Below are 14,495 nucleotides of genomic sequence, written 5' to 3'. Positions count from 1 at the left end.
ACGGTGCCATGATGAGGGACGAGGGAGAGAGACCATGAGCGACGAGAATCAGGACAGCGAAATCGATCCGGAAAAGGCCGCCCGCCACGCCGAGAAGATGGCGAAAAAGAAGGCCGCCCGGAACAAGATCATGGCGACCAAGACCGAGACCGGCGGGCTGCTGATCGTCCATACCGGCAAAGGCAAAGGCAAGAGCACCGCCGCCTTCGGCATGGTCTGCCGCGCCATCGGCCACGGCATGAATGTCGGCGTCGTGCAGTTCGTCAAAGGCAAGTGGGAGACCGGCGAACGCAAGATCCTCGAGGCCTTCGCCGACCAGGTCTTCATCCGCACCATGGGCGAGGGCTTCACCTGGGACACCCAGGATCTCAACCGCGACGTCGCCGCCGCCCGCGCCGCCTGGGAACAGGCGAAAGAGCTGATGGCCGACCCGAAGATCAACATGGTGCTGCTGGACGAACTCAACATCGTCCTGCGGTACGATTATCTGCCGCTGGAGGAGGTTCTGGAGACGCTGAGGAACAAGCGCCCGGACCTGCATGTCATCGTCACCGGCCGCAACGCCAAGGAAGAGCTGATCGAGGCCGCCCATCTCGTCACCGAGATGACTCAGATCAAGCATCCCTTCCGCTCCGGCTTCAAGGCGCAGGCCGGGATCGAGTTCTAGACCGTCAGACTGAACTGCAGGAAACCGTCCTCGTCCGGCGCTTCCCCTTGCCGGAACCCGCGCCGGCGCACCATGGCGATGCTGGCCTGGTTGTCGGGCACGACGGTTGCCCGCAGCTCCCGATAAGCCCGTGCCGGCCCAGAGATAAAGGCATCAAGCACCTTCCGGCCCAGTCCCTGCCCCCTCAGTTGCGGGCGGAGCGCGATATCGAAGAAACAGGCTCCATCCGGTTCCCGGTCGGCCTGAACGACCGCGATCATTTCGCCCGCTCCGGATTTTACGGCCCAGCAGGCGACATGATCGGCACCGAGATAGGAAAACCATCTTTCGTCTGGATAGGAGAGGCGGCGCGACAGCTCGCCATCCGTAAACCAGGACTGGTACTCGGCAAGATCGTTCGCCTCGAACCGCGCGAAGACAAGCTCCGCCGCCTCCACCGGCTCAGACACGACACGTCCCGTCAGCGCTCCGTTCCGGCACATAGATATCGTGCGTTCCAGGCAGGCCGCGCAGCGGAAAATCGCCGAGATAGGTGGAGCCCGAACAAAGCTGTTCGGCAAAGGATTTCGACATCAGCACCGGCTCGCCGAGCGTCCGGCATTTGGCTCCGAGCCGGGCGGCGAGATTAACGTCCTTGCCGATGACGGTGAAGTCGAGCCGCTCGCCGGAGCCGACATTGCCGAAAGCGACCTCTCCGTGATGCAGGGCGATCCCGGCCCTGACCTCGACATCCTCGCCCCAACGCGTGGTGTCGAGCGCATCGAGACAGGCCTGACCTTCCAGCGCCGCCTCCAGAGCGTTGCCGCGGCACATCTGGCAGGTGCCCGATCCGCTTCCGTCCTGGAAGATCGCCAGCACGCCGTCGCCGGTGAATTTCAGGACCTCGCCGCCGCGCTCCAGGATCGGCGGAATGATGCAGTCGTAATAGGCATCCAGCAGCTCGACCGTCTGCAGATCGCCGAGCCGGTCGGAGAGCAGGGTAAAGTTCCGCATGTCCGCGATCAGGATCGCCGCCTGCATCCGGTTCACCGTACCGCGCCGGACCTCGCCCGCGAGGATGCGGCCGCCCGGCTCGCGGCCGACATACATCGCAAGCACATCGTCCATGCTGCGGTAGATCGTCATCAGCTCAAGCACAATCTTCGCCGTCGGCATGACCTCGCGCAGCAGAGCCAGATCGCGCTGGGAAAAGCCTTCCGGCTCCCGGCTGGCGAACGTGACGGCGTTCTGCATGCCGTTGGCGAAAATGATCGGAATACAGACATAGTCCGTGTATCCGAGCGCGAGCAGGTCCTGCAGGATTGGGAACTCGGTCGCGCTGTCTCTGTCGATCCGGCGATGCAGCCAGCTCCCCTTCTCGTGCACGAGGCGCAGCGGGCTCTCCTGATAGATCTGCGCATTGCCGGGCGCGTAGTGCCAGGGCTCGACCTCAGAGCCCTGGCCCATGCGCCATTCGCAATGCACGCCTTCCTTGATCGCGTGCAGCGCCATCAGGATTGCGGTGCCGCGCTCGACCGGAACGCCGGCCAGCGCCAGACGGCGGCAGAATTCATCCCAGAGCTTCCCGAGATCGAGCTGCTCGCGGGAGCCCTTGAGCAACCAGTCGGAAATCTCGCGTGCGGTCAGGGAATCCTCGACCGAGAGGATCGAGGAGGGGACGGAAAGGGGCTGCAGTTTCGTCGGCATGCGCGGAAAATGGGGAGCGGTCCGGAAGACCGCAAGCCCGAACCGCTCAGGAAAGGTCGGAAAGGACGATAATCGTCCCGGCCGGAATAGTCCGCGCCGCCCGCCGTCCGACGAGAGTTTTCGCCTCCGCGGGCGGGAGCCCGGTGCCCGGCCTGAGGAAGGTGAGGTCCTCCATCACGATTCCGGCACCGGCCGCGATCTCCCGCTTCGAGGCGATGCTGCGGCGGGCGACGAGGGCGACCTTCCGCTCCGCCGCGGTCGGCTTCTTTTCGCCGGAACCGATTGCCGATTCTGTGATGCGGATGTTTTCCACCATCCGCTTCAGCCCGGCCGGATCGAGCGACGCCTTGTGGTCGGGGCCGGGAAGATCCGTATCGAGGGTGAAATGCTTCTCGACGATCTCGGCACCGCGGGCGACGGCGGCGATCGTCACCGTATCGCCGAGCGTATGGTCGGACCAGCCGACCGGGCGCCCGAAGGCCGCGCGCAGCGTGTCCATCGCCGCAAGGTTGGCGTCCGCGGGATCAGCCGGATAGTCGCTGACGCAATGCAGCAGAGATATCTCCCGCGCGCCGCTTTCCTCGAGCCAGCCGAGCGCCTGCCCGACCTCGACAAGATCGGCCATCCCGGTCGACATGATCACCGGAAGGCCCGCAGCCCCGATGGCCGAGACAAGTTCCGGATTGGTGATTTCGCCGGACGGGATTTTCAGGCGGCGCACCCCGAGCTCGAGGAGATGGGAAAGGCTCTCCGGATCGAAGGCGGTCGACATGAACTCGACCCCCTTCTCTCGTGCGAGTTCAGCGAGCTCTACAAAGGCCTCGAACGGAAGCTCGAGCTCTGAAAGCAGGTCTTTCTGGGACGCGTCGCTGCCGGTGTTGGCCTTCTGATACTCGGCCATCGGCGCCGACGCCGCGACAAGGCTGGCGGCAGTGAAAGTCTGGAACTTGACGGCATCCGCGCCCGCCTCGGCCGCAATCTCGACAAGCCGGCGGGCCAGGGCGAGATCGCCGTTATGGTTCACACCTGCCTCCGCGATGACGAAGGTGCGGCGACGCTCAAATTCCTGTGTCATAGCCAATCACAAAACGGTTTCGTCAGCCGCGCGCTTGCGGACGAACGTTGCCGGCACACCGGCCCAGAACTCTCCCGGACCGGCGTCCTGCATGAGGAAACCGCCGCCTCCCAGGACCGCGCCGTTCCCGACGGAACAACCATGCGCGAGGGACGCGCCGATCCCGAGATAGGCCCCGGCGCCGATCCGGCATCCGCCGCCGACGGTCACGCCTGGCGCCAGGGCCGAGCCATCCGCCATACTGCAATCGTGATCGAGAACCGCACCCGTATTCAGCACGCAGAAGGCACCGATCTCCGTGCCAGGATTAACCACGGTGCCGGGCATCAGGACGGCCCCCTCGCCGACCTGGACATCAGCCGCCACCACCGCCGACGGGTCGATCACCGCCGGGAAATCGGTCCAACCGGCAGCGCGGAGCCGCGCGACGGCGTCCTTGCGCCGCAGCCATTCTCCGAGCCCGACGACCACGGCCTCTCCCGACCCGGCCGCGAGGAATGCATTCTCGCCGATCACCGGCCGATCGAGAAATGTAGCCTCTGCGCGGGCATCGCGATCCACGAAAGAGGCGACCTCGTAGCGAGTTCCGCCCTCAATCATCGCCGCGATGACCTTCGCGTGCCCGCCGCAGCCGACAATATGGACCGGTGCCCGTGACACACTTGCCCCCTTTGTGAATGACATCTCCGCTCTACGCGGCGCTTTCCAAGTCGTCAAGAATGCGCCGCAAACCTTCCCGGTAGGTCGGGTAAGCCAGTTCGACGCCAAGTTCGGTCTTGATCCGGGTCGTATCGAGCCGCTTGCACTCGGCATAGAAGGAGCGCGCCATCGGCGACAGTTCCGCGCTGTCATAGGAAATCGGCGCCGGCGGCTGCACTCCCAGCAGCTCGGCGGCGTAGCGGATCACGTCACCGCTCGGACAGGCCTCGTCATCGGCGACATTATAGACCCGGCCGTGGTGCGGCCGTTCCATGGACGCCATGAGGATGGTGCCGATATCGTCCACATGAATCCGATTGAAGACCTGACCCGGCTTGTCGATGATCCTGGCCGTCCCGGCTCGCAGCTGATCGAGCGCGCTCCGCCCCGGACCGTATATCCCGGACAGGCGGAAGACCTGCACCGACACGGCTGTCCCCTCAAATGCCTCGACCCAGGCCCGCTCCGCGGCAAGCCGGCGCCGCCCGCGTTCGGAGCCCGGGCGCGGCGCGTCCTCCTCGCTTACCAGCGCGCCGCCCCTGTCGCCGTAAACCGCCGGTGTCGAGAGATAGCCGACCCAGCGCAGATCCGGCAGCATGCGCAAATCGGCGGCATGCCGTACCAGTGCCGGGTCTCCCGCCTCGCCCGGCGGGATCGATGCGATGATGTGTGTGACGCCCCGGAAAATTGCGGGCTCAATCGGCGATGTCCCGTCAAAAGTGACCAGATCGGCATTGTCGGATGCTCTTGGTGACCGGCTGGTTCCGGCGACATCCCAACGTGCGGCCTTCAAGCGGGCCGCCAGACGCGCGCAAGTGAAACCTAGCCCAAAGCAGAACAGCGAGGAACGGGAACCGGTCGTCACATCTAGCCTTAAAAGAACGTTATTTCTTCAGAATACCGGCTTCAATCCGGCCTTGTCAGGAGAAAGAGCGAGTCGGCGACGTTTTCGAGCCGCATCTCACCGGGATGGGCGAATTTATTACCATCTGCAATCCGACTCACGTCCTTCACCATCTGGCCGAGGCTCTTGTCGAACTTGTTCACCTGCCACTTTTGCCGTGGATAGCTTTCGAGGTAACCGTCTCGTTTTTCCCATCGGCCGCTTTCGTCCAACCGGCCGCTCACAATTTCAACGATCTGCTCGAAGAGCACATCACATGCTAGGCGCTTATCTTCCAGGTGGAAATACTCGGCGAAGTCCCCTCCCTTCAGAAAATACTGAGCAACTTTTTCCGGATTTCCTTTGCAGACCTGATCAACAACATCGATGAGAGTGTTTTCGTCAAAGATGATATTGCTCACCCGATTTGAGGTGTAGACATCCAAAAACGGGTGGTCCCCGATGGCATAGGAAACACAGGGGCACTTCATAAAGGCTGCTTCAATACCTGTCGTGCAAGAGTTCTGGATCAGCAGCTTCGAAGCCAAAATCCAATCAATGACCGAACCTTCGAATATGGCGTGAGCATTCTTCACCTTGTCATTGATAAGTTCTTCCCAAATCGCACTGTCCTCAGCCGGGTGCGGGCGTATCACAAAACTCTGATCGGGGAACCGTTCAGCAAGGCGAGGGATGAGCGACATGAACGCATCCATCGTGCTTTTCTCGAAGTCGTAGCGGTCTTTGACCATCTGTCTGTCTTCCTCGCGGGAAAAATCCGCAATTCCGACATTTTCCAATATCTTCTCGAAATCTTCCGGCGACCCCCAATTCGAGTTCGCATACCCGAAATTCGTGTTGATCAGTATGAAGTCGCCGTACTGCTCCTTGAGAGCCTTCGCTCTTTCGAGTCTCGGCTGCAGATATTGAGGACGAAGAAGGTCAAAACGCGTACTTCCGGACATCCGAATTTTCGAAGCGAATTGCGGATATAGCTGCGAAAGAACATCGCGCTGATGACGCCCTTGGGCAAAGAAAGCATGAACGAGCTGAAGAGCTTCATCATTCACATTTCGCTTCAAGATATCCGGCCGCGCCAAGACGGTGGCCTCTTCATCGCAGGCGATGACAAGGTTTCCGGTTCTGGTCGCCTCCTGCATCCAACTGGATTGGATACGGTTGGCCCCTTTGAAATAGATCACCCCGGCGGGCATGGCCCGGAGATTGCGCACCAAGAGCCACTGTTGGCCGAACACCACCTGCCAGCCAGCGTCGACCGCCCGGAGAGCCAGCAAAATGCGTGCATCAAGATCTCGCACCGCCTCTTCGATCGGCAGATATAGAATGCGGGAAACGCTCATTTTTGAGGCTCTCTAGGTGTGGGAATCCAGATTTTGTGTACGCGGAATCGGAAGGGCGTGTCTACCGGGTTGAAACGCGGATGCCGGCCGCAACTCGGGGCGGGCAATTCTATCCAAGAAGGAGTTTATCGCTTCCGCTCGGACATCGGGCGCCGGTCTTGCCATGCCGCATTGACGCCGGAACCGGTTCTACCGCCACCGAATGAGTGAATTGCAGCCTGGGAAGACCTTCAAAACTGAGAGTTCTCCCAAGATGAAACGCGCTGGACTGTATGAAAACCGGAGATGATGGCGACCGCCGCAGCTTAAGCCGGTTTCAGGACCGGAACATTTCCTCGAAGCGATCCTCGGCTCTTTCGAGGTCTTGCGGATGCCCGATATCGAGCCAATGGTCTCGAATCGTGAAGACTGCCGAATGGCGGCCGGACCGCAGCAATTCTTCAAAGAGACTCGGCATGTCCATTACGCCCTGCTTCGGTATCAGCTCCAGAATCTCCGGGTTCAGAACATAGATCCCCGCGTTCACGAAGAAACTGTGGTGCGGCTTCTCCATGATGCGGACCATCCGGTCGCCGTCCGCCTCCACAACACCGTAGGGCACCTGGATCTTGTGTTCGTATACGGCCATGGTCGCGCAGCTTTCCTTGACCTGGTGAAACTCGATCAGATGCTGGAAATTCAGGGAGGTGAGAATATCTCCGTTGATGACCAGAAATGGCTCGGACGGAGGGAGGTTCAGCGAGCAGCGAAAGGCTTCCCGCCGTACCTTTCTTGTCAGGCTCGTCCAGGTAATCGATATCGACCCCCCAACGGGAACCGTCACCGAAATGAGCCTTGATCAGATCGCCAAGATAATTCACCGAAATGGTCATTCGGTAGAAGCCGTAAGAGGCGAGACTTTCAATGATCGTTTGCAGAAGCGGCTGCCCGCCGATTTGAAGCATCGGTTTCGGAATCGTCTCGGTCAAGGGACGCAACCTCGTTCCGAGCCCGCCTGCCATGATAACGACGCGGTTCGATAATCTACGCTCTTCCATCAATTCGTCGAGCGTGACCAGCCGTACGACCCGTCCCCCGTCATCGACCAATGGGATCTGATGAATGACACGACGCTGCATGATCGCCAGCAATTCCGCACTCGTGGCGTTTGCAGCGGCGGTATAGGGAGGGCGGTTCATGATCTTTCCGACAGGTACATTCAAGGAATGCCCGGCCAGAATCGCCCTGCGGATATCGCCGTCCGTTACCGTTCCTTCAAGCCTTCTCTCGGAATCGACGACTAGAGCGATTTGCGATCGCCCGCTGTCAATCCTTCGCAGCACCGAAAGTATGTCGTCGTCCTCAGAGACCAAGACATCCATAAAATCCATAACGTTGTCCCCAGAACCGGACATTTGTCAGCGCTACATAGACTGCCAGCGGTAATATGGCCAGCCGACAGTACGGACCGGCCAAGCAACTGCTGATATCCTCTTTATGCCAAAACGAGCGGCAATAGGAAGAGTTGCTCATAAGGGGATCGCAGCTTGCCATAGGGCCCGACGGCACGTCCGATCACCCGGGCCCGGACATGAAAGCCTCTAAAAAACTTCTCACGCCGCTTCCGAAACAGTTCCCGCCCGATCCGGACTTGTCGCGCTCCTCCGAACCCTCTATCCAGAAACCAGCGGCCCGGGACACTGACGTGACGGGCGCCCCGGCACGGTCCGGGGGCGGATAGATCCAAAAGAAGGATATCCGCGGCGGCTCGTGGGCGGAGAGCCTTTCTCCGCGTCCCCGTGCGCGCGGCGGTGGGGAAGATATGAGCATGACAGACGGAAATTCCGGCGGGAAACAGGGTGTGATGATCTGCGGACACGGCAGCCGCGATCAGGCGGCCGTGGACGAGTTCGCGAAGCTTGCGATCCGCATCAAGGAACAGCTGCCGCACCTGCCGGTCGATTACGGCTATCTGGAGTTCGCCACCCCGATCATCCGCAACGGCCTCGACGCGCTGCGCGAACAGGGGGTCACCGACGTGCTCGCCGTGCCCGGGATGCTGTTCGCCGCCGGCCACGCCAAGAACGACATCCCGTCCGTCCTGAACACCTACGCGGCCGGCGCCGAAGACGTGACGATCCGCTACGGGCGCGAACTCGGAATCGACCTGAAGATGATCCGCGCCGCCGGCGAGCGCATCGAGGAGGCGCTGAAGGAAGCGGGCGACGGCGTCTCCCGGCACGAGACCATGCTGGTCGTGGTCGGCCGCGGCGCCTCCGATCCGGACGCTAACTCCAACGTCGCCAAGGTGATGCGCATGCTCTGGGAGGGCATGGGCTTCGGCTGGGGCGAGACCGCCTATTCCGGCGTCACCTTCCCGCTGGTCGAACCGGCGCTCGAGCATGCCGCCAAACTCGGCTACAAGCGCATCGTCGTCTTCCCCTATTTCCTCTTCACCGGGATCCTGGTGACGCGGATCTACGACTATGTCGACAAGGTCGCGGCGCGCCATCCGGAGATCGAGTTCGTCAAGGCGCCGTACCTGAACGACCACCCGCTTGTGATCGAGACCTTCCTCGACCGGGTGCGCGAGATCGACGAGGGCACCGGCAACATGAACTGCCAGATGTGCAAGTACCGCCAGCAGGTGCTCGGCTTCGAGGCGGAGGTCGGTCTGCCCCAGGAAAGCCATCACCATCATGTGGAAGGCATCGGCACCGGGGACCGGGACGGGCACAGCCATGATCATGACCATCACCACGATCACGGGCATCACCACCATCATCATGGGGACGGTCACCATCACCATAGCCATGGCCATTCCCACGATCACGATCATGGACACGGGCACGACCATCACCACCATCCGTACCCGCATGCGGACCATCCGCTCGGCCCTCGTACTCTGACCGACAACTGAGCCCCGGCCCGTGTCCGCGCCTGTCTTCAGCTACGAGAAAGATCCGGATTCCATCTACCGGCAATCCTTCGAAATTGTACGCGCCGAGACCGACCTCGCGCGTTTCGCTGCCGAGGAGGCCGAGGTGGCGGTCCGGCTGGTTCATGCCTGCGGCATGCCGGAGATCGCGCCCGATCTGATCTTTTCTGACGGCTCGGTCTCCGCAGGACTCGCGGCACTGGCGGCGGGCGCGCCAGTGATCTGCGATGCTGCCATGGTCGCGCACGGCATTACACCGCGGCTGCTTCCGCAGGAGAATGAAGTGCTCTGCCTGATCCGCGATCCCCATGTACGGGCGCTGGCAAAGGAAGAGGAGACCACCCTCTCCGCCGCGCAGGTCGGGCTCTGGCGGGAGAAGCTCGGCGGCGCCGTGGTCGCCATCGGCAACGCGCCGACCGCGCTCTTCCGGCTGATGGAACTGATCCTCGAGGGCGGTCCGCGCCCGGCCGTCATTCTCGGCTTCCCGGTCGGGTTCGTCGGCGCGGCGGAATCGAAAGCGGCGCTGACCCAAACAGGCGGCCTCCCGCCGTTCCTGACACTTCAGGGCCGGCGCGGCGGCAGCGCGATGGCCTCGGCGGCCGTGAACGCGCTGGCCATTCTTGCCGGCAAGGACGCGGCAGCATGAGGACCGAGACACCCTGGCTCCGCATCATCGGGATCGGCGAGGACGGGCTCGACGGCCTCTCCCGGAATGCCCGCGAATTGCTGAAGGGTGCGGAGATCCTGATCGGCGGCGCCCGTCATCTTGCCATGCTCCCGGAGGACGGGCGCGAGCGCATCGAATGGCCCTCGCCGCTGCAGGATTTTATCGACAGAATTCACGAGCTGCGCGGTCGGAAGGTTGCCGTGCTGGCGACCGGCGATCCGATGCAGCACGGCATCGGCGCGACTTTAGCGAAGATACTGTCGGTCGGGGAGATGGTCGTCATCCCGACTCCCTCCGCCTTCTCGCTGGCTGCCGCCCGTCTCGGCTGGCCGCTCGCGGAGGTGAGAATCCTGACCGTTCATGGACGCCCCCTCTCCCTGCTCGCCGCCGCCTTGCAGCCGGGCGCGAAGCTGATCCTGCTGAGCGAAGGGCGGGAGACGCCGGGCCAGGTCGCCGCTTTCCTCACCGGCGCCGGCTTCGGCAAGAGCGCGATCACCGTTTTTGAGCACATGGGCGGACCGAAGGAAGCCCGGCTGGAGGGCAGCGCCGAGGACTGGCCGCACGCCCCCGGCGCCGATTTCAACACCGTCGCGATACAGCTCTCCGGGCCGTCGAAACCCCTGGCGCTCGGCACGACGCCAGGCCTCGATGACAGTTTCTTCGAGAGCGACGGGCAACTCACCAAGCGCGAGGTCCGCGCCGTGACCCTCGCCGCGCTGCGCCCCGGTCCGGGTCAGCTGCTCTGGGACGTGGGCGCCGGATCCGGCTCCATCGCCATCGAATGGATGCGCACCGATCCGCTCGCCCGCGCGATCGCGGTCGAGCCGCGATCCGACCGGATCGAAAACATCCGTCGCAATGCGGAAACGCTCGGCGTGCCTTTTCTGAAAATCGTCGAGGGCACCGCACCGGATGCGCTCGACGGGCTGGAGGAACCGGACGCGGTCTTCCTCGGCGGCGGCATCACCGCGCCGGGCCTGCTGGAAATCTGCTGGAACGCGCTGAAGCCAGGCGGACGTCTGGTTGCCAACGTGGTGACGCTGGAGGGCGAGGCGGAACTCACCGAGGCGCGCGCGACACTCGGCGGGGAGCTGACGCGAATCGCCGTCTCGCGGCTGGAGCCGGTCGGTCCCTATCACGGCTGGCGCCCCCTGATGCCGGTCACCCAATGGTCGGCGCGCAAGCCGGGAGCGCCGCGCTCATGACCGGATTGCTGACTGGCATCGGGGTCGGTCCGGGCGATCCGGATCTCATCACCCTCAAGGCCCTGAAGCGGCTGCAGGCAGCGGATCTCGTCTGCTATCCGGCACCCGAGGTCGGCCAGAGCCTCGCCCGCCGGATCGCCGCGCCGCACATCCCGCATGGGCTTGAGGAATATGCCATCCGCATGCCGATGGTCGCCTCCCGCTTTCCCGCCGCGAAGATCTATGACGAGGCGGCGCTCCGCATCGGCGCCGCGCTCGATGCCGGCCGGAATGTCGTCGTGCTCTGCGAGGGCGATCCGTTCTTCTACGGCTCCTTCATGTATCTCTACGAGCGGCTGGCGAAGAGCCATTCGGTCGAGGTGGTGCCCGGCATCTCTTCTCCGATGGCATCGGCCGCCGCGCTCGGTGCGCCGCTGGTCTCGCGCAACGACATTCTGACCGTTCTGCCGGCACCGCTGGAAGACGCGGAGCTGCGCGCCCGGCTGGCGGCCTCGGACGGAATCGTGATCATGAAGATCGGTCGCCATTTCGCCCGCATTCGCGATCTCCTCCGCGAACTCGGGCTGGAAGACGATGCGCGCTATATCGAACACGCGACGATGGAGAACCAGCGCTGTCTCGCCCTCTCCGAGGTCGACCCCGAAACCGTGCCGTATTTCTCCATGATCCTCCTGCACAAGCGCGGCGAAGCCTTTCTCGAAGGAAGTGAGCTATGAGCGTTGTCGTCCTCTCCCCCTCCGGTTTCGCGACGGGGCGGAAGCTCGCGGAAGGCCTCGGGCAGGAGCTGCAGGCGCGTAGCGCGCCGGCGGATACTGTCTTTGCCGACACGGCCGGGCATCTGCGCGGCCTATTCACCGCAGGCGAGCCGATCCTTTTCGTCGGCGCGGCTGGCGCGCTGATCCGCCTCCTGGCGCCGCTGCTCTCCGACAAGACGAGCGAGCCGCCGGTGCTCGCCATCGCCGAGGACGGTTCGGCCGTCATCCCGCTCCTCGGCGGCCATCGCGGCGCCAACGATCTCGCACGGGAAGCGGCAGCGGCCCTCGGTGGGATCGCAGCGATCACCACCGCAAGCGACCTCGCGCTCGGCGTCGCCCTCGACGCGCCGCCCGCCGGCTGGCATCTGGCGCCGGAGAGCGACTACAAGAGCGCCACCGCCGCCCTGCTCCGCGGCGAGGCCGCCATGATCGATCCGGCGCTCGACTGGCTCGCGGAGAACGACCTGCCGAGCGACGCGGAGGCCGAGCTGAAACTCTCCGCTTCAATCCAGCGCGCGGAACCTGCGCCCGATACGCTGACCTACCACCCCGAACGCCTCGCAATCGGCGTCGGCTGCGAGCGCGACGCGGAACCGGAAGAACTGATTCGGCTGGTCGAGGAAACCCTCGCGGATGCAGGGCTCGCGCCGGAGGCCGTGGCCGGGATCTTTTCAATCGACGTGAAGATGGACGAAGCGGCGGTGCACGCCCTCGGCGCGCATTGCGGCCGCCCGGTCCGCTTCTTCGATGCCGCCCGGCTGGAGGAAGAGACGCCGCGCCTCGCCACCCCGTCCGAGATCGTCTTCAAGGAGGTCGGCTGCCACGGCGTCAGCGAAGGCGCCGCACTCGCCGCCGCCGGTCCGGACGCCGCGCTGATCGTGCCGAAGCTCAAGTCGAAGCGCGCGACCTGTGCCATTGCCGAGGCTCCCGCGATCATCGACGGAAAAGCGACCGGCACTGCGCGCGGCCGCCTCGCCCTTGTCGGCATCGGACCCGGTGCCGCCGACTGGCGCACGCCGGAAGCCTCCGCCGCCATTCGCTCGGCCGAGGTGATCGTCGGCTACGGGCTCTATATCGACCTGCTCGGCCCGCTCGCCGCTGGCAAGGAGCGGCACGATTTCGCCCTCGGCGAGGAAGAGAAGCGGGCCGCCTATGCGCTCGATCTCGCGGCGGAAGGCAAGTCGGTGGCCCTCGTCTCCTCCGGCGATATCGGCATCTATGCGATGGCGACGCTGGTCTACGAGCTGCTCGACAAGGCCGGGCGCAAGGACTGGGAGCGGCTGGAGGTCTTCGTCACGCCCGGCATCTCCGCCCTGCAGGCCTGCGCCGCCCGGATCGGCGCGCCGCTCGGTCACGATTTCTGCACAATCTCGCTTTCGGATCTGCTCACGCCCTGGGACGCGATCCAGACCCGCGTGAAGGCCGCCGCCGAGGGCGATTTCGTCATCTCCTTCTACAATCCGGTCTCGATGCGCCGCCGCACCCAGCTGGCCCATGCCCGCGAGGTGCTGCTGCAGCACCGACCGCCGGAGACGCCGGTCATTCTCGGACGCTCTCTCGGCCGGCCGGACGAGACGGTAACAGTGACCACGCTGCAGGCGCTGTCGGTCGACCAGGTCGACATGATGACGCTGGTGATGGTGGGCTCCAGCGAGACACGGTTCACGGGCAAGCATGTCTATACCCCGCGCGGTTATGCCGGGAAGGCGGGCACCTCTATCCGGGCGGACGACAAGAAAGACGAGGCGGCGGAATGACGGTCTATTTTATCGGCGCCGGCCCCGGCGACCCGGACCTGCTCACGATCAAGGGGCGCGATCTGATCGCGCGCTGTCCCGCCTGCCTCTATGCCGGCTCGCTGGTGCCGGAAGCGGTCGTCGCCCATGCGCCGGAGGGCGCGCGGGTGATCGACACCGCGCCAATGACGCTCGACGAGATCATGGCCGAGATCGAGGCGGTGCACGGCCGCGGCGAGGATGTTGCCCGGGTGCATTCGGGCGATCCCTCGCTCTACGGCGCCATCGCCGAACAGATCCGCCGCCTGCGTGCCGTGGGAATCCCATTCGAGATCATCCCGGGCGTGCCAGCCTATACCGCTGCCGCCGCCGCGCTGCAGACCGAGCTGACGCTTCCCGAGATCAGCCAGACCGTCATCCTCACCCGCACGACGATGCAGTCGAGCGCGATGCCCGAGGGCGAGGAACTGGAGGAGCTCGGCCGCTCGAAGGCCACGCTGGCAATCCATCTCTCGATCCGCAACCTGCGCCATATCGAGAGGGCGCTGACACCGCATTACGGCGCCGAGTGTCCGGTCGCGGTGATCTACCGCGCGAGCTGGCCCGACCAGCAGGTGATCCGCGGCACGCTCTCGGACATCCGGGGCAAGGTGCGGGACGCGAAGATCACGCGGACCGCACTGATTCTCGTCGGCCGCGTCCTCGGCGAGGAGGATTTCCGCGACAGTGCACTCTACGACGCCGCGCATACGCACGTGCTGCGGCCTGAGGTGAAGGTTTAGCGCCTCTCAGCACTCAATTGAGCACTCAACCAAGGTCGTCATCCCCACTTGCGTGGGGATGA

General features: G+C 64.0%; 14 protein-coding genes and 1 pseudogene. 7 read left to right on the top strand and 8 right to left on the bottom strand.

Annotated elements, in window-relative coordinates:
* Positions 1 to 34: 34 nt before the first annotated feature.
* Entirely contained in the window at positions 35 to 667 is a 633-nt protein-coding gene (cobO, locus tag NUH88_RS13145; protein WP_257766866.1) for a cob(I)yrinic acid a,c-diamide adenosyltransferase, read from the top strand.
* Here cobO and NUH88_RS13140 read toward each other — a convergent pair.
* The 8 genes and pseudogenes from NUH88_RS13140 to NUH88_RS22300 form a co-directional block, all read right to left on the bottom strand.
* Positions 664 to 1,116 (bottom strand): GNAT family N-acetyltransferase, encoded by a 453-nt coding sequence (locus tag NUH88_RS13140; protein WP_257766865.1) that lies wholly within the window; start codon positions 1,114 to 1,116, stop codon positions 664 to 666. The genes cobO and NUH88_RS13140 overlap by 4 nt on opposite strands.
* Positions 1,109 to 2,353, bottom strand: a complete 1,245-nt coding sequence (locus NUH88_RS13135) for an adenylate/guanylate cyclase domain-containing protein (RefSeq protein ID WP_257766864.1) — start codon at positions 2,351 to 2,353, stop codon at positions 1,109 to 1,111. The genes NUH88_RS13140 and NUH88_RS13135 overlap by 8 nt, the downstream gene beginning before the upstream one ends.
* Positions 2,354 to 2,399: 46 nt before the next feature.
* Complete coding sequence (gene neuB, locus NUH88_RS13130) at positions 2,400 to 3,428, bottom strand: N-acetylneuraminate synthase (protein ID WP_257766863.1); 1,029 nt, start codon at positions 3,426 to 3,428, stop codon at positions 2,400 to 2,402.
* A 6-nt stretch (positions 3,429 to 3,434) separates the two neighbouring features.
* A complete protein-coding gene (locus NUH88_RS13125) occupies positions 3,435 to 4,088 on the bottom strand; it encodes an acetyltransferase (protein WP_257766862.1) in 654 nt (217 codons plus the stop codon).
* Between the two features lie 31 nt (positions 4,089 to 4,119).
* Positions 4,120 to 4,920 carry a Rossmann-fold NAD(P)-binding domain-containing protein gene (locus NUH88_RS13120; RefSeq protein WP_257766861.1) on the bottom strand — a complete coding sequence of 267 codons (801 nt, stop codon included), beginning with the start codon at positions 4,918 to 4,920 and terminating at the stop codon, positions 4,120 to 4,122.
* A gap of 113 nt (positions 4,921 to 5,033) precedes the next feature.
* Positions 5,034 to 6,371, bottom strand: a complete 1,338-nt coding sequence (locus tag NUH88_RS13115) for a surface carbohydrate biosynthesis protein (protein ID WP_257766860.1) — start codon at positions 6,369 to 6,371, stop codon at positions 5,034 to 5,036.
* Positions 6,372 to 6,687: 316 nt separating this feature from the next.
* Positions 6,688 to 7,194 carry a sugar phosphate nucleotidyltransferase gene (locus NUH88_RS13110; RefSeq protein WP_257766859.1) on the bottom strand — a complete coding sequence of 169 codons (507 nt, stop codon included), beginning with the start codon at positions 7,192 to 7,194 and terminating at the stop codon, positions 6,688 to 6,690.
* Positions 7,172 to 7,732 (bottom strand): annotated as a pseudogene (locus NUH88_RS22300) (CBS domain-containing protein); the annotation flags it as partial. The pseudogene NUH88_RS22300 and the gene NUH88_RS13110, both read right to left, overlap by 23 nt.
* A 446-nt stretch (positions 7,733 to 8,178) precedes the next feature.
* On the opposite strand from NUH88_RS22300, the gene NUH88_RS13105 reads away from it, so the two are divergent.
* From NUH88_RS13105 to cobM, 6 genes are read left to right on the top strand one after another with little or no spacing between them, the layout of a single operon-like run.
* Complete coding sequence (locus NUH88_RS13105) at positions 8,179 to 9,270, top strand: sirohydrochlorin chelatase (protein WP_257766858.1); 1,092 nt, start codon at positions 8,179 to 8,181, stop codon at positions 9,268 to 9,270.
* Positions 9,271 to 9,280: 10 nt separating this feature from the next.
* On the top strand, positions 9,281 to 9,934 hold the full coding sequence (locus tag NUH88_RS13100; protein WP_257766857.1) for a precorrin-8X methylmutase: 654 nt from the start codon (positions 9,281 to 9,283) through the stop codon (positions 9,932 to 9,934).
* Complete coding sequence (gene cbiE / locus NUH88_RS13095; RefSeq protein WP_257766856.1) at positions 9,931 to 11,160, top strand: precorrin-6y C5,15-methyltransferase (decarboxylating) subunit CbiE; 1,230 nt, start codon at positions 9,931 to 9,933, stop codon at positions 11,158 to 11,160. The genes NUH88_RS13100 and cbiE overlap by 4 nt, the downstream gene beginning before the upstream one ends.
* A complete protein-coding gene (gene cobI / locus NUH88_RS13090; RefSeq protein ID WP_257766855.1) occupies positions 11,157 to 11,876 on the top strand; it encodes a precorrin-2 C(20)-methyltransferase in 720 nt (239 codons plus the stop codon). The genes cbiE and cobI overlap by 4 nt, the downstream gene beginning before the upstream one ends.
* Entirely contained in the window at positions 11,873 to 13,672 is a 1,800-nt protein-coding gene (gene cobJ, locus NUH88_RS13085; protein ID WP_257766854.1) for a precorrin-3B C(17)-methyltransferase, read from the top strand. Before cobI ends, cobJ begins: the two co-directional genes overlap by 4 nt.
* The gene (gene cobM, locus NUH88_RS13080) at positions 13,669 to 14,433 is read left to right on the top strand and encodes a precorrin-4 C(11)-methyltransferase (RefSeq protein WP_257766853.1); all 765 of its coding nucleotides are present in this window, start codon (positions 13,669 to 13,671) and stop codon (positions 14,431 to 14,433) included. Before cobJ ends, cobM begins: the two co-directional genes overlap by 4 nt.
* The last annotated feature ends 62 nt before the right edge of the window (positions 14,434 to 14,495 follow it).

The sequence above is a fragment of the Nisaea acidiphila genome (assembly GCF_024662015.1).
Classification (GTDB): Bacteria; Pseudomonadota; Alphaproteobacteria; order Thalassobaculales; family Thalassobaculaceae; genus Nisaea; species Nisaea acidiphila.
This window is presented reverse-complemented; position numbering and strand designations above follow the sequence as displayed.